This window comes from Cupriavidus sp. 05N38 (assembly GCF_056397345.1).
In genome coordinates this window covers 25,231-49,736 of the sequence record NZ_JBFTNF010000027.1, presented here as the reverse complement: position 1 = coordinate 49,736, position 24,506 = coordinate 25,231, and the positions used below count along the sequence as shown (strand labels likewise).

At 71.1% G+C, this 24,506-nt stretch carries 12 protein-coding genes; 2 read left to right on the top strand and 10 right to left on the bottom strand.

Translation table 11 applies throughout. The annotated features are described in order from the left end of the window. Positions 1–63: 63 nt before the first annotated feature. Positions 64–1,497, top strand: coding sequence for a cardiolipin synthase (gene cls / locus AC1DK4_RS19880; protein WP_441615262.1), 1,434 nt, complete (start codon positions 64–66; stop codon positions 1,495–1,497). Between the two features lie 36 nt (positions 1,498–1,533). Here the strand turns inward: cls and AC1DK4_RS19875 are convergent, their stop codons facing one another. The 10 genes from AC1DK4_RS19875 to AC1DK4_RS19830 all read right to left on the bottom strand — a co-directional run bounded on the left by AC1DK4_RS19875 (position 1,534) and on the right by AC1DK4_RS19830 (position 22,731). Next, the gene (locus AC1DK4_RS19875; RefSeq protein ID WP_477131725.1) at positions 1,534–2,004 is read right to left on the bottom strand and encodes an ion channel; all 471 of its coding nucleotides are present in this window, start codon (positions 2,002–2,004) and stop codon (positions 1,534–1,536) included. Positions 2,005–2,454: 450 nt separating this feature from the next. Next, positions 2,455–2,724, bottom strand: coding sequence for a hypothetical protein (locus AC1DK4_RS19870; protein ID WP_441615265.1), 270 nt, complete (start codon positions 2,722–2,724; stop codon positions 2,455–2,457). Between the two features lie 125 nt (positions 2,725–2,849). Continuing rightward, a complete protein-coding gene (gene treY, locus AC1DK4_RS19865) occupies positions 2,850–5,483 on the bottom strand; it encodes a malto-oligosyltrehalose synthase (RefSeq protein WP_441615267.1) in 2,634 nt (877 codons plus the stop codon). Next, the gene (gene malQ, locus AC1DK4_RS19860; RefSeq protein WP_441643297.1) at positions 5,484–7,769 is read right to left on the bottom strand and encodes a 4-alpha-glucanotransferase; all 2,286 of its coding nucleotides are present in this window, start codon (positions 7,767–7,769) and stop codon (positions 5,484–5,486) included. A gap of 11 nt (positions 7,770–7,780) precedes the next feature. Next, positions 7,781–9,670: a malto-oligosyltrehalose trehalohydrolase gene (treZ, locus tag AC1DK4_RS19855; RefSeq protein ID WP_477131724.1), complete on the bottom strand. Its 1,890-nt coding sequence runs from the start codon at positions 9,668–9,670 to the stop codon at positions 7,781–7,783. 38 nt (positions 9,671–9,708) lie between these two features. Beyond that, entirely contained in the window at positions 9,709–11,817 is a 2,109-nt protein-coding gene (gene glgX, locus AC1DK4_RS19850; protein ID WP_477131729.1) for a glycogen debranching protein GlgX, read from the bottom strand. A gap of 26 nt (positions 11,818–11,843) precedes the next feature. Next, the gene (gene glgB, locus AC1DK4_RS19845) at positions 11,844–14,123 is read right to left on the bottom strand and encodes a 1,4-alpha-glucan branching protein GlgB (RefSeq protein ID WP_441615430.1); all 2,280 of its coding nucleotides are present in this window, start codon (positions 14,121–14,123) and stop codon (positions 11,844–11,846) included. Positions 14,124–14,178: 55 nt separating this feature from the next. After that, positions 14,179–17,682 carry a putative maltokinase gene (locus AC1DK4_RS19840; RefSeq protein WP_477131723.1) on the bottom strand — a complete coding sequence of 1,168 codons (3,504 nt, stop codon included), beginning with the start codon at positions 17,680–17,682 and terminating at the stop codon, positions 14,179–14,181. Beyond that, a complete protein-coding gene (locus AC1DK4_RS19835) occupies positions 17,679–20,984 on the bottom strand; it encodes a maltotransferase domain-containing protein (protein WP_441615274.1) in 3,306 nt (1,101 codons plus the stop codon). The genes AC1DK4_RS19840 and AC1DK4_RS19835 overlap by 4 nt, the downstream gene beginning before the upstream one ends. A gap of 709 nt (positions 20,985–21,693) precedes the next feature. After that, positions 21,694–22,731, bottom strand: coding sequence for a sigma-54 interaction domain-containing protein (locus AC1DK4_RS19830; RefSeq protein ID WP_441615275.1), 1,038 nt, complete (start codon positions 22,729–22,731; stop codon positions 21,694–21,696). Positions 22,732–23,049: 318 nt separating this feature from the next. On the opposite strand from AC1DK4_RS19830, the gene AC1DK4_RS19825 reads away from it, so the two are divergent. Beyond that, positions 23,050–24,483 carry a sigma-54-dependent transcriptional regulator gene (locus tag AC1DK4_RS19825; RefSeq protein ID WP_441615277.1) on the top strand — a complete coding sequence of 478 codons (1,434 nt, stop codon included), beginning with the start codon at positions 23,050–23,052 and terminating at the stop codon, positions 24,481–24,483. Positions 24,484–24,506: the final 23 nt, after the last annotated feature.

The following is a 24,506-nucleotide window of genomic DNA, read 5'->3' as shown; positions in this document are numbered from 1 at the left end:
GCCGCGCCTATGCCAGAATGGCAGGCATTGTGATCCGTCGCCGCATGGCGACCCCTGACGGTCATGCTCAGCCCTTCCCTGATCGCTGCGATCGTGCTGGTCTTCCATGCACTCGGCATCCTCGCCGCCCTGCACGCGGTGATGACCGTGCGCACGGCACCGGGCGCCATCGCGTGGGCAGGGTCGCTGGTGATGATGCCGTATTTCGCGCTGGTGCCCTACCTGATCCTGGGCAGCAGCAATTTCGCCGGCTACGTCAACGCGCGCCGTTTCAACAACGATCGCCTGCGCGAGGTCACGTTCGACATGGACGCCGGCGAGCGCGCCGCGCGCGATGCCAGCGTGGTGCACGCGCCCGAGCAGGCCTGCCTGCGGGCCTTGCCGCGGCTCACCGGCATGCCTTGCCTGGCCAACAACGCCGTGCGCCTGCTGGTCAACGGGGACGCCACCTTCGCTGCCATCCTGGCCGCCATCGCTGCCGCCAGGCAGGTGGTGATCGTGCAGTTCTTCATCGTCCATGACGATGCGCTGGGCCAGCGCCTGCAGGACCTGCTGTGCGAACGCGCGGGCGCCGGCGTGAAGGTGTATTTCCTCTACGACAGCATCGGCTCGCACGCGCTGCCCGGCGACTACGTGAAGCGATTGCTGGCGGCGGGCGTGGAGGCGCGCGCGTTTGCCACGCGGCGCGGCTTCGTCAACCGCTTCCAGCTCAATTTCCGCAATCACCGCAAGCTGGTGATCGTGGACGGCGCCTGCGCGTTTACGGGCGGCCACAATGTCGGCAACGAATACCTGGGCCTGAAGCCGCCGCTGGCGCCCTGGCGCGACACGCATATCGAGATCCGCGGCAGCGCGGTGCTCGATTTGCAGATGGTCTTCGCCGAGGACTGGTACTGGGCCGCGCGCGAGGTGCCGGTGCTGCTGCCGCCGCCGGCCGCGCCGGCCGGCACCATGACCTGCCAGGTGGTGCCTTCCGGCCCGGCCGACGCGCAGGAGACCTGCTCGCTGTTCTTCGTCGAGGCGATCCAGTCGGCGCGCTGGCGCGTGTGGATCACCAGTCCGTACTTCGTCCCGGACGAAGCCGTGTTCGCCGTGCTCAGGCTGGCGGTGCTGCGCGGCGTGGATGTGCGTATCCTGCTGCCGGCGCGCCCGGATCACCTGGTGGTGTTCGCGGCCTCCACGCTGTACGCCTACCAGGCCATCTGCGCAGGCGTGAAGATCTACCGCTACCAGCCGGGTTTCCTGCACCAGAAGGTGATCCTGATCGACGACGAGGCCGCGGCGGTGGGCAGCGCCAACCTGGACAACCGCTCGTTCCGCCTGAACTTCGAGATCATGGTCATGACCGCGCACCGCGGCTTTGCCGCCAGCGTGGCGGCCATGCTGGAGGAGGATTTCGCACAGGCGCGCCGCATCGGGCGCGAGGAGTACATGGGCGGGACCCACCTGCGGCGCGTGGCGATGCACGTGGCGACCCTGTTCGCGCCGATCCTGTAGCGCCGGCTCCGTGCGCCGCGGCGTGCCGGCCGCGGGCTAGATCTCGTCCTGGGATGCGTGCCTGGACCTGCCTGTGGGCCAGTCGCGGCGCATGATGATGTAGGTGAATGAAGTGGACCAGCCGATCAGGATCAGGCCGACCAGCGGCTCGATACTGGCGATCAGCCGCGTCGCGCCAACCGGGGAGATGTCGCCCAGGCTCTGCGTGGTATAGGTCTCGAGCGAGAAATAGACGTAGGTGATGGGCTGGATCTCCTGCGGCCCGGCCAGGCCGCCGAGGCCCAGCCAGTGGCCGGCGGCCCAGTAGCCCCCGGCGAACACGATGGCTTCCAGGCAATGGGCGAGGATGATGAAGGCGATCAGCACGCCCACATTGACGCGCCCGGCCCAGCGGCGCGGGCTCATTTCCGACAGCAGCCGCAACACCTCGTAGTGGATCGCAACCACCGTCACGGTGAGCACGCTGGCGCAGAACAGTGCCAGAAGATCGTCGGTGGTCAATTGCATTGGGCAGTCCTTGTGTTGCCGTGCGGTACGCATAGTGGACCGCGGCCGACGCCGGGATGTTCCGTCCGCCGCGTACCAGCGCGGTCACAAACTGCATGGAATGTAACGGCGGATCACGAGGAATGCCAGCGCGCCCCGTTGCGCGGCGCGGCAGCGGCGGCCATGACGCCGGCGTGGCGAAGCGGCGGCGCGACCATGCCACCGGCGGGCCGGGCACCGGCAACTGCTGCGACGGTGCTTCCGCCGCATCACGGTAGTCGGTGGCAGGTGACACGGCCGTGCGCGTCGAAGCGCGGATGCGAACCGCCGTGGAGCTGGCAAGGCCTGCCGTTCAATGTGAGGTGAGCGGCCCAGGCGACGAAGGCCTTGGGCAGCGCCAGCGCGCCGTTCGACGGCCAGTTCGAGACGCTATGCAGGGCGGACGCGCAGCGGGCTGCCGGTCCCCGCTGACTAGTCGAATTCGACGTAGATCTCGCCGCGCGGGCCGTCGTAGCACAAGCGCGGTACCTTGCCGTGCTCGCGGCTGGTGCGGGCCAGGGCCCGCAGCTCGGCCTGGCGGCCGGGCTCGCGCAGGTTGCGGCGCGCGCCGGTGCTGATCTCGGTGGGCCCGCATTGGGGATTGCCGCAGCCATACAACACCCATTGTCCGTAACTGCCGCGGCGGGTGCGGGTTTCGGCCTGGGTGCCGCAAAGTGGGCAAACATTCTGTCTATGGGTCATGGCCGGGTCCTGCGCGCCGGGGCGCATTGGCTTGACGACATTGGGTAACCAGTCTGCGCAGTTCGGCGCTTCACGGCTTCCCCACTTGAGAGGGGAATAGTTTTTCGGATGTGCTGCAAACGTTGTCACGGAGTGCGCAGCAGCAATGCCACCGGCAGCATCTCCAGGACTTCCGCCAGCGGCAGGCGACCCGCGCGAGCGAGCAGGGGCCGGCTGGTCAGTACGTCCACCCACTGGCTGTCCTGCCCATGCCCGGCCTGCAGCGCGGTGTCGCGCCAATGCTCGCGCGCGACCCGGGGCTGTCCGGGATCGCTCAGGTGCGCGGCCAGCCGGGTGGCCACCACGAGTGCCTGCACCTGCCCATGGCGGCGCGCGAACGCCACGGCGTGCGCCGCCAGCGCGCCGCCGAGCGCGGCCGGGCGATAGTCGCCCGCGGCGAACAGCGCGGCATGCGCGCGGCGCGCCGCCAGCACGCTGCGGATCAGTTGCAGCTTGAGGCGGCCGTCCTGCCAGCTGGCCAGCCAGGCGGGCCAGCCCGCGGCATCGCCCAGGCCGGCGCGCAGCTTGTCGAAATCCACCGGGCGGCGGTTGTCGGGATCGACCAGGCTGAGGTCCCAGTCTTCGGTGCCCTGGTAGCGGTCGGGCACGCCCGGCGCGGTAAGCTGCAGCAGCGTCTGGCTCAGGCTGTTGACGGCGCCCGGCACGGCGATGCGCCGGGCGAAGGCGGCGATCCGCGCCAGCACGCTGCCGCGCCCACCGTCCCGGTCGTGCGCCAGCGTCGCGAGGAAATCCGCGCTGCCCTGCTCATAGGCGCTGTCCGGGCTGGTCCAGGTGCCGTGCCGCTTGGCTTCGCGGATCGACTTGCGCTGCCACTCGCGCACCCGCGCGAGCAGTGCCGCCACGCCGTCGGTGTCGCGGGGATCGAGCGCCGCCGGCCATGCGCCGACCAGCGTCTGGTACAGCATCAGGCGGTCCGCCGCGTCGGGCGCGCACGGCAGGCGTGCCAGCAGTGGCTGGCATTGCTGCTCCCAGTCGCGCACCTCCCGGGCCCATTCACCGGGCAACTCGCTCAGCACCGCCAGGCGCATGCGTGCATCCTCGCCACGCTTGTGGTCGTGCGTGGCGGTGGCCAGCATGGCCTGTGGCCAGGCCTGCGCCCGCTGCGCCATGCGCGCGTGGAAATCCTCGGGCGTGAGGGCCAGGGTTGCCGGGTCGCTGCCCACTTCGTTGCGCGAGAGCAGGCGGCCGTGGCGGTAGAACACGGTGTCTTCCGCCGCCTTGGCTGCCAGCGGCGGCATCAATTGCTGCACGCGCGTGCGCGCCTCGCGCAGCGCCGTGCTGTCGCGGGCAGGATCGGCCAGCCATGACAGCAGGTGCGCCAGCGCGGGCCGGTCGGTGGCGGACAGCACGGCGTGCGCGGCAGCGCCGGCGCGCTCCAGCACGGCCTTGTCCTCGCGCGAGCGCAGGCGTTCGCTGAAGTAGGTGCGATAGACCGGCAGCGGCACCAGCAGGGCGGCCAGCGCGCGGCGCAGGCTGGCCAGCGTGAGATCGCGCGTAGCCGGCTCGCTGCGCGCGCAGGCATGCAGGCGGCGGCTCGCGCCCTCGAATTCGGTGACCAGGTGATGCGACAGCAAATGGGCGCGGGCCGCCTGCACCTGTGCTTCGACGCTGCGCGTCTCGCCGCTCATCCGTTGCCACAGCGCATCGAGCCCGGCGGCGCCGTCGCCGTCGTGCAGCAGTGCGGACACGGCGTCCATGAAGTCATAGCCGGTAGTGCCGTCCACCAGCCAGTCGGCGCGCAACGCTTCGCCGGGCGCGAGGATTTTCTCGACCACAAGCCAGGGGCATTGCACGGCGCGCCCCGGCGGCCGCTCGGGCGCGAGCGCGGTGAGCCGGGCGCGCAGGCGCTGGCAATAGGCGGCCGGGTCGGCCAGCCCGTCCACGTGGTCCACCCGCACACCGTCGATCCAGCCGTCGCGGAACAGCGCGAATACCAGGGCATGGACAGCGTCGAACACCGCCGGCTGTTCCACCCGCATGCCGACCAGGTCGCTCACCTCGAAGAAACGCCGCCAGTTCAGCTCGTCGGCGGCGGTGGCCCACCAGGCCAGCCGATAGTGCTGCTGCTCCAGCAACTCGTGCAGGCGCGCGCGGCCCTCGGGCTGGTGCGCATCGAGCAGGGCAGGCAGCGCCGCGGCCGTGTCCGGCTCGAAGGTGTCCTCCGCCAGCGGCAGCGTCTGGCCTCCGTAGCACAGCAGCGGCTGGCCGGCTTGCTGGTCGAAGCGCACCGTCAGCTCCGCGGCGCACAGCGCATCCCAGTACGGTTTGCCCAGCACCGGCAACAGCACGCGGCCATGCAGGTCGGGGTCGGGCGAATGCCAGTCGATGTCGAAATGATGGGCGTACGCGCTCTGCGCGCCGCGCGCCAGCACGTCGCGCCACCACGGGTTGTGCGCGGGGCTGGCCGCCATATGGTTGGGCACGATGTCGAGCACCAGCCCCAGGCCATGTTCGCGCGCGCACTCGGCGAAGCGGTAGAAGCCATCCTCGCCCCCCAGCTCGGGGTTGATCACGCGGAAATCGGTTACGTCGTAGCCGTGCGTGGAGCCGGGCCGCGCGGCGAACACAGGCGACAGGTAAAGGTGGCTGACGCCAAGCGCTGCGTAGTAGCCGGCCTGCTGCGCGGCATGCTCGAAGGTGAAGCCGGCATGCAGCTGCAGGCGCGCCGTGGCGCGTGGCGGCAGGCAGGGTTGGGGCATTCAGCGTTTCTCCTTGCGGGGCGGCGGCTGGCGGGAAGGCCCGGCGTCGCCGCCCGGGCCACGTAGCGCGGCAACGCGCTGGCGTACCGGCCAGGCATCGAACAGCGTGCGTACGTCGGCGTCCAGCCGCCGCTGCCAGTTGGGATGGCCGGCGATGGTGCCGGGCAGGTTGGGCTGCTCGCGCGCGCCCAGCAGGTCTTCCACCGGCACCAGCCGCAGCGGCGTGGCGGCGCGTCCGAGCCACGCCAGCACGGCGTCGAGCGGGGCGTCGCCCGGCGCGGCTTCGGGCCCGAGCACCAGCCCCGCTTGCGCCAGCGCCCGCCACAGCGCGGTGCGGTCGCGGGCGCGGGCGGCCAGCGCGCTGGCCTCGGTCTCGCCGGCACCGAGCTGGCCCAGCCGGGCGCGCCACGTGATGTCCCGCCCCGACCACCAGCCGGCCACGGTGGGCAGGTCGTGGGTGGTGGTGGTCGCCACCGCTTCGGCAGGCCAGCGTTCGGGCGGCAGGAAATCCGGCACGGCAGGGGCGCCTGCGGCGGGCGTTTCCACGGGCAGCCGCGCCGGCGCGTGGGCCGATGCCTCGGGGCCGGCGCGCTCGAACCACAGCACGTCGATGCCCAGCATGCCGCGCGCGGCCAGGCTCTCGTTGAAGCTGGCCGGTACCGTGCCGAGGTTCTCGGCCACGATGATGGCGCGATGGCGCCACGACTCCAGCGCGACAAGCCGCAGCAGGTCCGAGAACGGAAAGCGAAGGTAGGCGCCGGCGGCGGGCGGCGCGCCGTCCGGCACCAGCCACATGCGCGCCAGCCCCAGCGCGTGGTCGATGCGCAGGCCGCCGACCGGGCCGAGGTTGGCGCGCAGCATCTCGATGAACGCGCCAAAGCCGTGCCGGAGCGCGCGCGGCGAGAATACGGAGATTCCCCAGCCCTGGCCCAGCGGGTTGTACAGATCCGGTGGCGCCCCCGCGCAGACGCCCGCCAGGATCTCGCCCTGGCGGGTCCAGGCGTGGCTGCCGCCGCCATCGGTGCCGACCGCCAGGTCCGCCACCACGCCGATCGCCATGCCGGCGGCGCGCGCGCGGCGCTGGGATGCGGCCAGGCCGTCGGCCGCCAGCCACTGTGCGAAAGCGTGGTAGCCCACCGCATCCGCGTGCGCGCTGGCGAAGGCTTCGAGCGCGACCGATGCCGGCGCGCGCTCGGTGACTGGCCATTGCCGCCAGTCGGCCGCGGCGGCGGCTTCGGCGGGGCTGCCGGCCGTGGCCACGCGCTGCGCCTGCAGCGCCTCGAAGCGCGCGTGCGCCTCCAGCGCGGCGCCCTGGCGCAGGCGGAATGCCGTGAATGCCTGAAGCGCGCGCGCCGGCAGCAACGTGGCGCGATGCTGCCACAGCCACTGCATGACGGCATTGCGCGCGCGCGCCAGCGCCGGCCAGTCGATTTCGGCGCGGGCTTCCAGCGCCGGCATGATGCGGCCCAGCGCAAGCGCGGCGACGGCCCGGTCCACGGCGCCCTGGCCAAAGACGGCAGCGGGATCCGCGTAGAGCGGGTTAAGGAACAGCCGGCTCGAAGGCGAATACGGGCTGTAGCGCTCCGGCAGGGCGGCAAAGCCCGCGTGCAGCGGATTGATGGCGACGGCGTCCGCCCCCGCGCCAGCGGCGGCCTCGCAGCACGCGGCCAGCGTGGTCAGGTCGCCAAGGCCGGCTGGCGCGCCGTGCCGCAGCGAGTACAACTGCACAGACAGGCCCCAGGGCCGCCTGTGGCTGGCCGCGCTGGCGCCAGCGCCCGCGCGCAAGGCATCGGCGACACCGAAGCAGCGGGCCGGCGCCACCGCCAGCGTAAGCTCGGCATCGCCGACCAGCAGTCGGTGATAGCCGATGGCAGCGATGGCCGCTACGTGCATGCCGCCATCGGCATGAGGGCGCGCGGTGCCGTTCACCACGGTGCCGTCCTCCAGTTCGAGCCGGTAGGGAAGCCGCGAAATCGTATGCGCCAGCGGTATCGCCACGGGGTGGCCCTGGTTGGCGGTGAGCAGCGGGGGCAAAGCCCGGGCCGCGTCTTCGGCCGCCAGTTGCGCCCGCGATGCCTCGCATTGCCCGGCGGTGGCGCTGGCCAGCCCCAGGGCGGCCAGGATGGCGCGCAGCACATCGGGCTCGACCTCGCGCGCGCGGCCCTGGGCGTCTTCCCAGTGCACCATCAGGCCGGCACGCCCGGCCAGTGCGTGCAGCGGCTGCAGTGCCGGATCGCGCGGACCGGCGGCGCGCAGGGGTTGCCCGTCAAGGGGATCCGTGTCCATGGCGGGCTGCGCTAGGCGGGTTGGTGCCTGCCGCCGCCCAGGCAGGCGATGGCACAGGCCGGCGGCAACGTACCAGCGGCCAGCGCCTGCAAGGCGTCCTGGCGGCTCTGCGCCAGCAGCCGCGCGGGGATCGCGGGCGGCAGGCCGGGTAGCACGGCCGGCACCGGCGCATCGCCGAGATTGATCCAGACAGTGAGCAGGGCGCCGTCGCCGAGCCGCCAGCTTGCCGCCAGCGCGCGTTCGCCGAGGATGCGCACGCCCGCGCTCATGCAGCCTGCCRGGCGCGGCGCCAGTTCACGGTGGCGCGTGGCTAGCAGGGCGCCGTAATAGTGGCTCCAGGCGTTGTCGCCTTCGAGGCGCGGGCGCGAGGCCTCGAAGGTGGCCGGGTCGTTCGGATCCGGTATGCGCGCCGCGCGGGCCGGGTCGGAGAATGCAGCCACGGCGCCGAACTCGCGCCGGCGGCCCTCGCGAACCGCCTCGGCCAGCGCAGGCGGATGGCTGGTGAAGTACAGGAAGGGCGTGGTGGCGCCAAATTCCTCGCCCATGAAGACCAGCGGCACCTGCGGGCACAGCAACTGCAGCAGCACCGCCGCGCGCAGGGCGTCGGCGCCGGCCAGCGTGGCCAGGCGCTCGCCCATGGCCCGGTTGCCGGTCTGGTCGTGGTTCTGCAGGAACAGCACGAAGGCGGTGGGGGGCAGCGCGGCGCTGGGCTGGCCCCGGTGCACGGGCTTGGCCGGCTGGCTGCGCGTGGGCGAGGCCTCGCCCTGGTAGGAGAAGCCTTCGGCCAGCACGCGCGCGAGGTGTCCCAGCGCCGCCGCGTGCGGCGTGCCCTCGCCCTGCACGGGGCCCTCGCAGGCAGGCATGGCGTAGTCGCCGTAATAGCCGTCGCGCTCGCCGGTCAGCAATACGTGCAGCGCGTGGTGGCCGTCGTCGTTCCATTGCGCGTCGTAGCCGGCGGCGAGCAGGCCGGCGTCGTTGTGGTCGTTCTCCAGCACCAGGTGGATATGCCGGTCGGGATGGCGCGCGCGGATCTCGCCGGCCAGTTCGCGCAGCCAGCCTTCGTCGACGATGGCGTGCACGGCGTCCAGGCGCAGGCCGTCGAAGCGGAAGTCCTCCAGCCAGTACAGGGCGTTCTCGGTAAAGAAGCGGCGCACCTCGGGGCGGCGGAAATCGATGGCCGGGCCCCACGGCGTGCGCATGTCGTCGCGAAAGAATGCGCTGGCGTACTGGTGCAGGCAATTTCCCTCCGGGCCGAAGTGGTTGTAGACCACGTCGAGCAGCACGGCCATGCCCAGGCCGTGTGCGCAGTCCACCAGCGCGCGCAATGCCGCGGGCGTGCCATAGCTGCATTCGGGCGCGAACGGCAGCACGCCGTCATAGCCCCAGTTGCGCCCGCCGGGAAACTCGGCCAGCGGCATCAGCTCCACCGCCGTGAAGCCGAGCGCGGCCAGGCGCGGCAGCTGGCGGGCCGCGCCGGCGTAGCCGCCGCACAAGCCGACATGCATTTCATAGATCACGGCCTCTTGCCAGGGGCGGCCGCGCCAGAAGGGGTGGCACCACGCATGGGCGGCCGGATCGCATACCAGGCTGGCGCCGCCGATATCGGTGGCCTGCGCGCGGCTGGCGGGGTCCGGCACGGTGCTGCCGTCGTCCAGCCGGAACCAGTAGCGGGCGTCGGGACAGCAGGGGGCGATGGCCTCCAGCCAGCCTTCGTCCCCGTCCGGCCCGGGCGCCGCGCACATCGGTACCGGCCCCATGCCGGCGATCTCCAGGCGGATCGGCTGCCCGGCGGCAGTGGCGTCCGGCGCCCACAGCCGGAAGCACATGCGCCCGTCCGCGAGACGATGGGGCCCGAAAGATTGCAGCGGCGCGGGTGTCGCCACCGATGGCACAGCGTTCATGATGCGGCCTCCTTCTCCGGCCGTTGATGCGCGGGTCGCTAGCTCCATTGCGAATCCGCTTCGTCGGCCGGCACCGCCAGCAGCAGTACCACCGCATGAGCGGGCACGCGCACGGGCGTGCCGGCGGATGCCTCGGGCGATTCCGGGCGGCTGCTGTCGAGCAGCAGGCGCCAGTCCTGGCGCGGTTCTGGCATGTGGAAATCGGCGTCCTCGCCGCCGGCATTGAACAGCAGCAAGGTCACCTGGACCTGGCCGCCCGGCGCGGTGGCGGCGCGCCGCAGCGCCAGTGTGCGGCCCTCGCTGCCGGACCATTGCTCCGGGGTGAGCGGCTCGCCGTCGGTGTCGAACCAGGCGATATCGGCCAGGCCGGGTTCGATTTCCCGGCGACCATGGGCGAAGCCGGTCTCGGCAAAGGCATGCAAGCGCCGGCGCGCCGCCAGCAGGCGGCTGACGAAGGCAGTCATGGCGCGCCCGGCCGGGGCGTCGGCGCCCTCCCAGTCGAGCCAGGACAGTTCGCCGTCCTGGCAGTACGCGTTGTTGTTGCCGTGCTGGCTGCGGCACCATTCGTCGCCGGCGGTCAGCATCGGCGTGCCGTGCGAGAGCAGCAGCGTGGACATGAGCGCGCGCGCCACGCGCCCGCGCGTTTCCTGGATGGCGGGATCCCCGGTGGGCCCTTCGGCGCTGCCGTCCGGGCTCCAGTTGGCCCTGGCGTTGTCGTCGGTGCCGTCGCGGTTGTCCTCGCCGTTGGCTTCGTTGTGCTTGGCGCTGTAGCTGACCAGGTCGGCCAGCGTGAAACCGTCGTGCGCGGTGATGAAGTTGACCGAGGCCCAGGGCTTGCGGTGGCGGCGGTCGAAGATGTCGGCCGATCCGGCCAGCCGCGCCGCCAGGTCGCCGCGCTGGCCGGCGTCGCCGCGCCAGAAACGGCGCACGGTGTCGCGGAACTTGTCGTTCCACTCGGCAAAGCCGGGCGGGTGGTTGCCGACCTGATAGCCGCCGGGGCCGAGATCCCAGGGCTCGGAGATCAGCTTGACGCGCGACAGCACCGGGTCCTGCAGGATGGCGTCGAAGAAGCCCGCGCCGGGGTCGAAGCCGGTGCCTTCGCGGCCCAGCGTGCTGCCCAGGTCGAAGCGGAAGCCGTCCACGTGGAAGCACTCCACCCAGTAGCGCAGCGAATCCATCACCATCTGCAGCACGCGCGGGTGCGACAGGTTGAGCGTGTTGCCGCAGCCGGTGTCGTTGATGTAGTGGCGCTCGTCGCCGGGCATGAGGCGGTAGTAGCTGGCATTGTCCAGGCCGCGCCACGAGACGGTGGGGCCCAGCTCGTTGCCTTCGCAGGTGTGGTTGTAGACCACGTCGAGGATGACCTCCAGGCCCGCCGCGTGCAGGCGCCGCACCGCCACCTTCAGCTCGTTGAGCTGGCCGTTGCCGAGATAGGCCGGCTCCGGGGCGAAGTACGCCATCGTGTTGTAGCCCCAGTAGTTGCGCAGCCCACGCTCGAGCAGGAAACGATCCTGCAGGAAGGCATGCACCGGCAGCAGTTCCACGGTGGTGACGCCCAGTTTTTTCAGGTGCTCGACAAAGCGCGGGTCGCACAGCCCGGCAAAGGTGCCGCGGATATGCGGCAGCAGGTCGTGGCGCAGCATCGACAGCCCGCGCGGATGCACTTCGTAGATTACCGTCTGCTCCCACGGCACCGCCGGGAAACGGTCGTCGCCCCAGTGGAAGCTGGCGTCCACCACCACGGCCTTGGGCATGGTGGGCGCGCTATCGCGGCGATCGGGCGTGAGGTCCGCGCGCGCGCTTTGCAGGCGGTAGCCAAACAGCGCGTCCGACCAGCGCACCGGTCCGCTCAGTTGCCGCGCGTAGGGGTCGAGCAGCAGCTTGTGCGGGTTGAAACGGTGCCCGTGCGCCGGTTCGTAGGGGCCGAAGGCCCGGTAGCCATAGACCGTGCCCAGCGCGGCGTGTGGCAGGTAGCCGTGCCAGACCTCGTCCGTGCATTCCGGCAGCGTGTGCCGGGCCAGTTCCTTGCGGCCGTTGTCCGAGAACAGGCACAGGTCGATGCGGGCGGCATTGGCCGAGAACACGGCGAAGTTGATGCCGAGTCCGTCCCAGTGCGCGCCCAGCGGGTACGGCTTGCCTGGCAGCATGCGGGTGGCAGGGGCAAGGGGCAAGGTCAGGCTCCTCGGTTGGCGAAATCTTCGGCGGCGCCGCCTGCCGGATCGTCGGCAAAGCGCAGTACCAGCGTGGCCAGCGGCGGGATGGTGAGGATGAGGGAGGCGGGCTGCCCGTGCGAGGGCGCGTCGGTGGCCAGCACTTCGCCGCCATTGCCGACGTTGCCGCCGCCGTAGATGGCCGCGTCCGTATTCAGGCATTCGAGCCAGCGCCCGGCGAACGGCACGCCCAGGCGGTAGTCGGGGCGCACCAAGGGCGTCATGTTGACCACCGCCAGCGCCACCTCGCGGCCGCCCGGCGCGGCGCGGCGCAGGTAGGCGAACACRCTGTTGCGGCTGTCGTCGCCCACCACCCAGCTGAAGCCTTCGGGGCGGTGATCCAGCGCATGCAGGGCCGGCAGCGTGGCGTGCATGCGGTTGAGGTCGCGCACCAGCGCCTGCATGCCGCGGTGCGCGGGCTGCTCAAGCAGCGGCCAGTCCAGCTCCGTGTCGTGGTTCCATTCGCGCCACTGGGCGAACTCGGCGCCCATGTAGAGCAGCTTCTTGCCGGGGTGGGTCCACATGAAGCCGTAGTAGGCGCGCAGGCTGGCGAAACGCTGCCAGTCGTCGCCGGGCGTCTTGCCGATCATCGAGCCCTTGCCGTGCACCACTTCGTCGTGCGAGATCGGCAGCACGAAGGCTTCGGACCACGCGTAGACCATGCCGAAGGTCATGTCCTGGTGGTGCCAGGCGCGGTGCACGGGGTCRTGCGCCAGGTAGCGCAGCGTGTCGTGCATCCAGCCCATGTTCCACTTGAAGGTAAAGCCAAGGCCGCCGCTTTGCACCGGTGCGGTCACGCCGGGCCAGGCGGTGGACTCCTCGGCGATGGTCATGGCGCCCGGGCAGCGCTCGCGCACCACGGTATTGAGTTCGCGCAGGAAGGCCACCGTCTCCAGGTTCTCGCGCCCGCCGAAGCGGTTGGGCAGCCACTGGCCGGCCTCGCGGCTGTAGTCGCGGTAGAGCATGGATGCCACCGCATCCACGCGCAGGCCGTCGACGTGATAGTGCTCCAGCCAGTGCAGCGCGCTGGCCAGCATGAAGCCGCGCACCTCGTTGCGGCCCAGGTTGTAGATCAGTGTGTTCCAGTCCTGGTGGAAGCCCTCGCGCGGATCCTGGTACTCGTACAGCGCGGTGCCGTCGAATCGGGCCAGGCCGTGCGGGTCGGTGGGGAAGTGCGCCGGCACCCAGTCCAGGATCACGCCGATGCCGGCCTCGTGGCAGCGGTCCACGAAGGCGGCGAAGGCCTGCGGCGGGCCCAGCCGCGCGGTGGGCGCGAACAGCGAAAGCGGCTGGTAGCCCCACGAGCCGCCGAACGGATGCTCCATCACCGGCATCAGTTCGATGTGGGTGAAGCCGAGTTCCTGCACATAGGGCACCAGCCGCGCCGCCAGCCGCTCCCAGCCGCGCACGGGGTCGTTGACCTCGCGCAGCCAGGACAGCACGTGCAGCTCGTAGATGGACATCGGCGCGGCATGCGGGTCGGTGCCGGCGCGGCGGCGCATCCAGGCCTGGTCGGTCCACGCGTAGGGCGGCGCGGTGCGGCCCGGCTCGGCGACCACCGAGGCCGTGGCCGGCGGCGCCTCGGTGGCCAGCGCCAGCGGGTCGGCCTTGTCGGGCAGCGCCTCGCCGTGTGCGCCCAGCAGGTCGAACTTGTAGCGGCTGCCGGGCGCGGCGCCCATCCCGGCGGGGATGAACAGCTCCCACACGCCGGCGCCGTGGCGCAGGCGCATGGGATGGCGCGCCGGGTTCCAGCCGTTGAAATCGCCGATCACCGAGACGCGCCGGGCATTGGGCGCCCACACCGCGAAGCGCACGCCCGGGATGCCATCGAGCTCCTGCGCCTGCGCGCCCAGGCAGCTGCTCAGCTCGAAGTGGCGGCCCTCGGCGATCAGGTGCAGGTCCAGGTCGCCCAGCAGGGTGCCGAAGGCGTAGGGATCGGCGCTGAGCTGTTCGCTGCCGTCCGGCCAGCGCATGCCGAGTCGGTAGTCGGCCGCGCCGGCGCGTGCGGCATGCAGGGTCCCGGCGAAGACGCCACCAGGGTGCAGCGGTTCCAGCCCGGCCAGGCGGGTGCCGTCCGGGGCGGCCAGCCAGGCTGCCCGGGCGCCGGGCAGGCAGGCGCGTACGACGGTGCCGCGCGCGCCCGCATGCGGGCCGAGCACGGCAAAGGGATCGGCGTGGCGCGCGGCCAGCAGGGCTTCGATATCGCTCGCGTTTGGCAGCGGCGAGGGCGGCGAGGGTGGCATGGAGGGCGGCACCAGGGCCGGCGCGGGAGTAGGCATGGCGCGTGGCGGGGCGCTGTCAGTCTTGCGCATCGGCATCCCCGGTGACGCCGGTCAGCTTGCGCACCAGCCGCGCCAGCCCGTTGACCGGCAGGTCGATCCAGGCCACGCGGTTGGCGGCCTCGTAGCCAACCTCGTAGGCAGCGCGTTCGAGCAGGAACAGGTCGAGCAGCGCCTGCACCTGCCCGGCTGGCACCCAGGGCTGCTGCGCGCCGGCCGCCACCTGCCGGTAGCCCGCCAGGAAGGCCTCGCTGGCAGTCTGGCGGAAACGGTCCAGCAGCGCCTCGCGGCGCTGGGCCAGGGCCGGCGGCAGCGCGGCATGGGTGCGTTCGTGGCGGTCGGTCCCGACGGTGGCGGCGGCATAGTCGATCGAACGCAGCAGGCCCGCCACGTCCCGCAGCGGCGACGTCTTGCGGCGCCGCCACGCCAGCGGCAGCCCCGGCTCGCCCTCGAAATCGACCAGGTAGGTATCGTTCTGCGCGACCAGCACCTGTCCGAGGTGGAAGTCGCCGTGGATGCGCGTCTGCAGGCTGCCGGGCGCGCCCGCGGCGAGCCGCGCCACCAGCGCCGGCAGGTGCGCCCGGGCCGCAAGCAGCGTGTCGATATCTGCGGCGAAGCGGTCGTTGCGGGCCTGGCGGCCGAGTTCGCCGGCGCGCTGCTCCAGCAGCGTCATGGCACGCTCCAGCTCGGCCAGGGCCTGCCCGGCCCACTGCTGCACCTGCGCCTCGCCGGCGGCTTCCGGCGCGAACGCGGGATCGTCGCAGGGGCGGGCCAGCACCGCATGCAGCTCCGCCAGGCGCTGGCCCAGGGTGCCGGCCAGCGCGGCGTAGCCGCCGAGCGCCTCGCCGAATTCGTCCTCGGGGTCTTCGGACGGCACGGCGTCGTCGATGGCGCGGCCGATATAGTCCAGCGTCCAGCCCCAGGCGTCGCCCTGGTTCAGGATGTAGCCCTGCAGCAGCATCAGCGTATGCGGGGTGCCATCCAGCCCGGTACGTACCACCTCGCCAAGCAGCGGCGCGGAGTTGCGGTAGCCGTTGGCGCTCAGGTGGCGGGTGACCTCGGCCTCGGGGTGGATGCCGCCGGCCAGGCGGCGTACCAGCTTGAGCACGGCGGTATTGTTGTAGGACAGCGAGCTGTTGGACTGCTCGGCCGACATCCACTGCACTTCCTCGGATTCCAGCGGCAGGCCTGCGAGGGCGGGCTCGCCGCGAAAGCGGATCGGGCCGCGCGGGCTGGACAGCTCCCGGCCGGCGCGCAGCGTGCGCACCACTTCGCGGGCAAAGCACTCGACCGCGAAGGCATCGGTGACCAGGCCCACGCGGCTGCCCTTGCGCACGCGGGCCATGGACAGCGAGTGCGCCAGCTGCGAGGCGCCTTCGCCGGCGCCGTCGCGGTCCCACAACAGGCCGACCGGCAACTGGTAGCAGGCGGTATGGCCTTCCAGCGCCAGCTCCATCTCGCACAGGAAGGTTTCCTCGCCGGCCGTGCCCCGCGCGAACGGGATGGCATAGGCAATGCCCACGCTGCGGATGCGCTCGCCCTTGGCGCCGTACCAGCGGCGCCTGCCGATGTAGTGCGGCAGCACTTCGTTAGCCAGCGTGCGGCGCGAGGCTTCGGTGAGTTCCGCCTGGGCGGCGTTCTGCATCACCAGCGTGATCTGGTCGGGCATCTGCTCGGGGGCATCGACGTGCCAGGACGGTGGCTGGGCTTCGTTGCTCAGCACGAACCAGTAGAAGCCGTAGGGCGGCAAGGTCAGCAGGTAGGTGAGCTGGCCGATGGCGGGGAAGGGCGTGGCGCCCAGCATTTCCACCGGCACGCGGCCGGCGAAGGCGGACAGGTCCAGCTCCACCGCCTGCGGCGCGCGCGCCAGGTTGGCCACGCACAGGATGTGCTCGCCTTCGAACTCGCGCAGGTAGGCCAGGATCTTGCGGTTGCCGGGAAACAGGAAGCGCAGCGTGCCGCGCCCGAAGGCGCGGTGCTGGCGGCGCAGGGCCAGCATGCGGCGCATCCAGTTGAGCAGCGAGTGCGGGTCGCGGGCCTGCGCTTCCACGTTGACCGCTTCGTAGCCGTACAGCGGGCCCTGCAGCGGCGGCAGCACCAGGCGCTCGGGGTCGGCGTGGGAGAAGCCGCCGTTGCGGTCGGGCGACCACTGCATGGGCGTGCGCACCCCGTCGCGGTCGCCGAGATGGATGTTGTCGCCCATGCCGATCTCGTCGCCGTAGTAGATCACCGGCGTGCCGGGCATGGAAAACAGCAGGCTGTTCATCAGCTCGATGCGGCGGCGGTCGCGCTCCATCAGCGGCGCCAGCCGGCGGCGGATGCCGAGGTTGATGCGGGCGCRCCGGTCGGAGGCATAGACCTCCCACAGGTAGTCGCGCTCGGAGCTGGTCACCATTTCGAGCGTCAGTTCGTCGTGGTTGCGCAGGAAGATGGCCCACTGGCAATTGGGCGGGATCTCCGGCGTCTGCCGCATGATGTCGGTGATCGGGAAGCGGTCCTCCCGCGCGATCGCCATGTACATGCGCGGCATCAGCGGGAAATGGAATGACATCTGGCATTCGTCGCCGGGCACGGCGGTGCCTTCGTTGCTCAGCTCGCCCGCGCTGTGCATGGGCGGGGCGCCGGCGGCCGGCGCGGCATGGCCCGCGCCCTGGGTGCGGCCTGCCACCGCGGGCGAGATGGGGGCCGTGGAGGCGGCGGGCGCGCCCGGTCCGCCAAAGTATTGCTGGGCGTCTTCCGGCCACATATTGGCTTCCGCCAGCAGCAGGCGCCCCTTGTACTCCGCGTCCAGGTGGGCGCGGATGCGCTTGATGATGGCATGGGTCTCGGGCAGGTTCTCGTTGCTGGTGCCTTCGCGCTCGACAAGGTAGGGCACGGCATCCAGCCGCAGCCCGTCGACGCCGATATCGAGCCAGAAGCGCATCACCGACATCACCTCGCGCAGCACCTGCGGGTTGTCGAAGTTCAGGTCGGGCTGGTGCGAGTAGAAGCGGTGCCAGAAATAGGCGCCGGCCACCGGGTCCCAGCTCCAGTTGGATTTCTCGGTGTCGCAGAAGATGATGCGGGTGCCGGCGTAGGCCTGGTCGGTGTCCGACCACACGTAGTAGTTGCGCGCCGCCGAGCCGGGCTTGGCCAGGCGCGCGCGCTGGAACCACGGGTGCTGGTCCGAGGTGTGGTTGATGACCAGTTCCGTGATCACGCGCAGCCCGCGCGCATGCGCCGCGGCCACGAAGCGGCGCGCTTCGGCCAGCGTGCCGTAGTCGGGGTGGACGTTGCGGTAGTCGGCGATGTCGTAGCCGTCGTCGCGGCGCGGCGACGGATAGAACGGCAGCAGCCAGACCGTATCCACCCCCAGGTTGACGAGGTAGTCGAGCTTGGCGTGCAGGCCGGCGAAATCGCCCACGCCGTCGCCGTTGGCATCGAAGAAGGACTTGATGTGCAACTGGTAGATGACGGCGTCCTTGTACCAGAGCGGATCGGCGTTGAGCAGCGCGGCGCTCCCCGGTTCGGTCAGGCGTTTCATGCTGTCTCCTCGCGCAGCGGCCGCACCCGCCACAGCGCGAACGGCAACGCGTGGGGGTCCAGCCGGATGCGCTGGTGCTTGCCCCGCCAGGTGAAGCGGGGCCCGTGCATCAGGTCTTCGGCGTCGAGCGCGGCGTGGTCGGGCAGGCCCCATTCCCACAGCGGCAGCTCGATGGCCGCCTCGCGCGCGGCGCGCGGGTCCAGGCTGATGGCGGCCAGCAGCACTTCGCCGTCGAAGGCGCCGGGGACGGGCGGCGTGCCCGGCAGCGGCGCGGCGCGCGGCACGAAGCGGGCGAAGTACAGCACCGCGTCGTCGCTGGCGTGGTAGAAGCGCAGGCCAAGGTGGCTCTGCAGCGCCGGGTGGCTGGCGCGGATGGCGTTCAGGCGCGAGATCTCGGCAACGATATTGCCCGGGCGCTGCCAGTCCCACGCGCGCAACTGGTATTTCTCGGAGTCCAGGTACTCTTCCCTGGGCGCGCCGCCGGCCATCACCGGCGTGCCCTCGCACAGCTCGAAGCCGCTGTACATGCCCCACAGCCCGGACAGCAACGTGGCCAGCGCCGCGCGGATCAGGAAGCCGGGCCGGCCGCTGTCGTGCAGGAAATAGGGGTTGATGTCGGGTGTGTTGACGAAGAAATGCGGGCGGAAGTATTCGCGCAGCGGGCCCTGCGTCAGCTCCGTCATGTATTCCACGAGCTCGCGCTTGTGGTTGCGCCAGGTGAAGTAGGTATACGACTGGTTGAAGCCCAGCTTGGCCAGGCGCGCCATCATCTTGGGCCGCGTGAAGGCTTCGGCCAGGAACAGCGCGTCCGGGTACTGCGCGCGCACATCGGCGATCATCCATTCCCAGAACGGCAGCGGCTTGGTGTGCGGGTTGTCCACGCGGAAGATGCGCACGCCCTGGCCCGCCCAGAACAGCACCACGTCGCGCAGCGCGGTCCACAGCGTGGCGTCGGACGGCGGCGTGCCGTAGAAATCGACGTTGACGATGTCCTCGTACTTCTTGGGCGGGTTTTCCGCATAGCGCAGCGAGCCGTCCGGGCGGTGGGCGAACCATTCAGGGTGTTCGCGCAGCCACGGATGGTCGGGCGAGCACTGGATGGCGAAGTCCAGCGCCAGCTCCAGGCCCGCCGCGGCAGCGGCGTCGCGCAGGCGGCGGAAGTCATCGAAGGTGCCCAGTTCGGGGTGGATGGCGTCATGCCCGCCTTCCTCCGCGCCGATCGCATATGGGCTGCCCGGGTCGCTGGGCGCGGCGCGCAGGCTGTTGTTGCGGCCCTTGCGGTGGGTGCGGCCGATCGGGTGGATGGGCGGGAAGTAGAGCACGTCGAAGCCCATCGCGCGGATCGCGGGCAGCCGCGCGATCACGTCGTCGAAGGTGCCGTGGCGCTGCATGTCGCCGCTCTGCGAACGCGGGAACAGCTCGTACCAGCTGGCGAAGCGCGCCGCCAGGCGGTCCGCCTCCACCGGCAGCGCCACCGGGTGGCGCGTGGCGAACGGGCGCGGGTCGGCGGCCTGCATGGCCGCGCGCGTGCTTGGTGAGAGCAGGAGTTCGAGGCGGTGCATGTCGCGCGCGGGATCGGGGAGGGCATCGCTGCGGGCATCGCTATCGGCGTGGCCGGCGCCTTGCTGCAGTTCGCTTGCGATGGCGTGCACCGCGGCCTGGGTGTCCCTGGTGGCGCCGGCGGTGGCGGCCACCAGGCGCGCGCCTTCCTCGATTTCCAGCGTCACGTCGACGCCGGCCTGCTTTTTCTTGGTGACCTCGTCGCACCAGCTGCCGAAGGCGTCGCGCCATGCTTCCACGGTGAATTCATGGCGGCCCATGCCGCGCAGCGGAAAGCTGCCGTGCCAGCGGTCGTTGACGCCCGCCAGCAGCGGCGCTTCGTGCCAGTCCTGCTCGCCGGGGCCGCGCCAGAGCAGGACGGCGGCGAGCTTGTCGTGGCCGTCCATCCAGATATCCGCTTCCACCTCGACGCGCTCGCCGGCCACGCGCCGCACCGCGAAGCGGCCCGCGTCGCAGGCCGGCGTCACGTTCTCGATGGCGATGCGCGGCGCTTGCAAGGCAGCGGCAACGCTCCTCTCCAGCGTGGCGCGCACGGCGGCGGCAACCCGCTTGCCGTTGCGGCGCACCGGGGCCGCCTGCGCCGGGCCGGGCACGCTGTGATAGAGCTGGATGCCGGCGGGCGCGAGGGCGATGGTGGCCATGGCGTCCAGCAAGAATCCCCCGCTGCCCGCCGCCGCATCCGCACCGCCCGGACCGCCCTCGGCAGGCAGCAGCGTGCCGGCGCCTTGCGGCAGCGCGGCCACGATGCGCTCGACGCCGAGGGAAGCCGCCTGCAGCGTGTCCGGGTTGATGACGATGGCCAGCGTGGCGGCGTTATCGCCGGCAGTCCCGTCCGTGCGCGCGAGCACGGTCAGCGCCGCGTCGCCGCCGCTGACCTGGCGCAGCGAGCGGGCCGGGGCCGCGCCGCGCGCGGCCAGCCAGGCGTTGGCGTGGATCAGCTCATGCGAGAGATCGTAGGGCGGCGCGCTTGCGCCGTCGCCGCCGGCCTCGAAGCCCGCCGGCACCAGCAGGCCGTCGCCGATGGCCGCGGCGGCCCACAAGGCACGGCGCGCAGCGAGTGCGTCGGTGCCGCCCGCTTCCAGTGCCGGTGCGGCCAGCACGCGCCCGAAAGGGCGCAGCCGGGCGATCTCCTCGCTCAGCCAGAGGCTGCGGAAATCCCACCACGGCAGCGAGCAGAAGGCGCCGTCGAAGCCGCCCCGGGCAAGGTCGTCGAGCTGCCCGGGAGCCAGCCCCGGCGTCCATGCAAGGAACGACACATGGCGCCCCGGTGCCGCACGCCGGGCACCGGCGCTCAACTGTGCCCAGTGCCGCCCGGCCACGCGCGCCGGCGCGCGGCAGACGAAGCCGGCCACGCCGGCTGCCACCGGGGTGCGCAGCTGCTCGCCCCACCAGGGCACCAGCGCGGCAGCCACCTGCGGGTCATGCCAGCGCAGGCGGGCACCGGGCAGGTGGTTGTCGGTGTCGCGCGGGTCGGCTGCGAAGCCGGTGGGCTCGCGCCAGGCCGGCTCCAGCCCGGCGCTGCCGTCGGGATACCGGTCCAGCGCCAGCTCCAGCAGGCATGAGAGCCCATGCGCCTGGCATGCGGCCACCACCTGCGACAGCGCCGCGCCCCGGGCCTGCAGGACCGGCCAGCCGGCCAGCAGGACATGGTCGAAACCGAGCGCCGCGGCGCGCGCCAGCGTGTCGGCACCAGGCGCGTCGCCGGGGCGGGAGGAGGACAGTCCGATCAGACAGATCCGCACGTTCTATCCTCGCCGCTTGCCTGCAGGCCGGGGTGGCGAGCCCGGCGTGGCGGCGGACAAACCGCCCCCGGCAGCGCAGGACAGGCACGTGCGATGCAGAGCCGCGCCGCATGGGTCCGGCTGGCCGCGGGCCGCTTTACCTTTGCCTTTACCTGGCCCCGGCCCCGGTCCTGCGGTCCGAGCCTGCGGGATCGTTTCTGCGGCCAGGAATTGCATGCTTGGTTTCAATGGTGAAACTCCTTCTGCATCCACCGGCGGGTGCTGGTGGTCGGGTGGTACGCGAGCGACTGAACGAGATGGCGTGACGGCGGGGTGCTGTGACAAGGCTTGGCCCACACGGCACCCGAGAGCGCCGCATGGGTGCGCCGGTCCCGCCGCTTGTTGCTGAGCGGCGGAGCCAGGTGCGCCAGTGGTGCTATGCGAAGCGCGTGCCAGGCCCGGCCAGACATGGCACCTGACACCCGCGGCGCTGGCTGCACCAAGGCCCCACGCACGGTTGCGGCGGGTGCGCAGGGCGAGACTTCGGCGCCGGATGGCGCGTACGGGATGTAAAAACTACAGGGCGCCCGGGCAGATACGGCGGAAAAGGGCGGCAGGCGGGAAGGGGGCGGCCACGCAGCAGGTGACCGGGGAGAGACAAGGCCAGGCTGCGCGCCAGCCGACCTGGCGGTCGGCGCGGCGCCGGTCGTGCTGCCACGCGGGCAGCACGTCAGCCGGCGCGATAGCTGTCCAGGCGGTTGTAGAGGGTTTTCAGGCTGATACCCAGGGAATGGGCGGCCTGGCGCTTGTCGCCGTCATAGCGCGCCAGCGTGGCCAGGATGATCTCGCGCTGTGCATCGGCCAGCGAGGTACCTATGCGTACGTTGACGAAGCCGTCGAGTGTCGCGGGGCGTGGCGGCTGCGTGGCGATGTTCGGATTGGCGATATCGATCACGCGGTCGGCCAGGATAAAGGCGCGGTAGATGGTGTTCTTGAGTTCGCGCACATTGCCGGGCCAGCCGTAGTGGCGCAAGCGCTCCAGCACGGTGGACGAGAACGTCTTCTCGGTGCCTTCCATGGCGTTGAACTCGGCCAGGAAATGCCTGGCCAGTAGCGCGATGTCCTCGCCACGCTCGCGTAGCGGGGGGACATGCAGCGGGAATACGGCCAGGCGATAGAGCAGGTCCTCGCGCAACTGCCCCTCGCGCACGGCTTCGACCGGGTCGCGGTTGGTGGCGGCGAGGATGCGTACGTCGCACACGATCTGCGTATCGCCGCCGACACGGTGGAAGGTGAGGGTCTCGAGCACACGCAGCAGCTTGATCTGCATGTCGGGCGCCATTTCCGTGATTTCGTCGAGAAACAGCGTGCCCCCGCGTGCCTGTTCGAAATAGCCGGCCTTCTGCTGGAAGGCGCCGGTGAAGCCGCCCTTTTCGTGACCGAACAGCTCGGACTCGATCAGCGTGGCCGGAATCGCCCCGCAATTCACCGCCACGAACGGCCCGGCGCGGCGCGCGCTGCGATCGTGCACCGCGCGCGCCACCAGTTCCTTGCCGGTCCCGCTTTCACCCACGGCCAGCATGGTGATCTCGGTGCAGGCCACGCGTTCGACCTGGGCGAGCAGATGCCGCATCACCGGCGAAGTGCTCTGCCACAGCAACGCCACCGCGCCCTGCCCGGCGCCGCGGCGCGGCAGGGCACCCCCTGCCTGCGCGGATCGCGCGGTGGCGGGCGGGGAGGTGGCGACGGTGGGCTGGCTGCTTGTCATCGGCAGTGTCGTGGGGCGCGGGAGCGGCGGGTGATCCGCTGGTGCCCGCGGCAAGGCAGTGGTTGAGCTAATGCTATCGCTTGCGGCGGCGCGAAGCCACTCTTTTGCGTACAAAGCTCAATGTCGGCTTCTCGTGCGTCGTGTTGTCAGACAGACACCGGTATCGCTGTCGCCCATGCCCGCATAAACTATGACTTACCCCGGACTGACCCTCGGCTCCCTGACAGATGTCCAGGCTTGCTGCTGCCGTACCCGCGGGGATCTCCCGCGCCCGCTTGTCGCATCATGCCTTTGGCCGATGGCGCTTCTACGGAATATATGCCTCACATCCTGATCGTCGACGACGATGAAAATACCTGTGCTGCGCTGTCGGAGATCGTGGCGGCCGAAGGCTTTACCTCAGCCACCGCGGGCGACCTGCGCGAGGCTTGCCTGCAGATGGGCTGGCAGATGCCGGACGCCGTGCTGGCCGACCTCAAGCTGCCCGACGGCAGCGGCATGGACCTGTTCAACGAGGTGGGCACGGCCGGCGTGGAAGTGATCCTGATGACCGGCTACGCCAGCGTGGAGTCGGCGGTGGACGCCCTGCGCCTGGGCGCCACGGACTACCTCGTCAAGCCCATCAATGTGACCCGCCTGCGCACCATCCTCAAGCGCATCGCCACCACCGGGGACCTCAAGGCGGAAGTCCACTCCCTGCGCGGCGAGTTGCGCCGCTACGGCCGCTTTGGCCGCTTGCTGGGCAGCTCTGAAGCCATGCAGGTGGTCTACGACCAGCTCGGCAAGGTCGCCCCCACCGAGGCCACCGTACTGCTGGTGGGCGAGAGCGGCACCGGCAAGGAACTGGCCGCCCAGAGCCTGCACGAACTGTCGGCGCGCCGCCGGCAGCCTTTCCTGGCAGTGAACTGCGGTGCGATCTCGCCCACGCTGATCGAGTCCGAGATGTTCGGCCATGAGCGCGGCAGCTTTACCGGCGCCGAGCGCCAGCACAAGGGCTACTTCGAGCGGGCCAACGGCGGCACCTTGTTTCTCGATGAAATCACCGAGATGCCGGTGGAGCTGCAGGTCAAGCTGCTGCGCGTGCTGGAATCAGGCGCCTTCATGCGGGTCGGCACCAATCGCGAACTGCATGCCGATGTGCGCGTGGTGGCCGCGACCAACCGCAATCCGGAGGACGCAGTGGCCGAAGGCAAACTGCGCGCCGATCTCTATCACCGCCTCAATGTGTTCCCGATCGAGCTGCCGCCCTTGCGCGCGCGCGGCGACGATGTGGTGCAGATCGCCAATACGCTGCTCGAACAGTTGAACGGCGAGCAAGGTACCCGGCGTCGCTTCGCGCCGGAACTGCTCGACAGCCTGCTGTTGCATGCCTGGCCAGGCAATGTGCGCGAGCTGCGCAACTTCGTGCAGCGTGCCTACATCATGGCCGACCAGGACCTGATCGCGGACGCTCACGTGCCGCTRCAGGTGGCGGCCACCACCTCGGCAGCCACGGCGATGGTGTCGGTGCCGGTGGGCATCTCGCTGGCGGACGCGGATCGCCAGCTGATCTTCGCCACGCTCGAGCAATGCTCGGGCGTCAAGAAGCACGCCGCCGAGATCCTCGGCATCAGCCTCAAGACGCTTTACAACCGGCTCGAAGAATATGCCTCGCGCGGCGAGCTGCCCGAATCGCTGCGTGCCAACGGCACCAGCCCCGGCGGCGCGGCAGGGATGGGTCCGGCACAGGGTGGCAGCTCGGCGCCAGGCTAGCGTGGGTGCCACCCGGGCCGGCA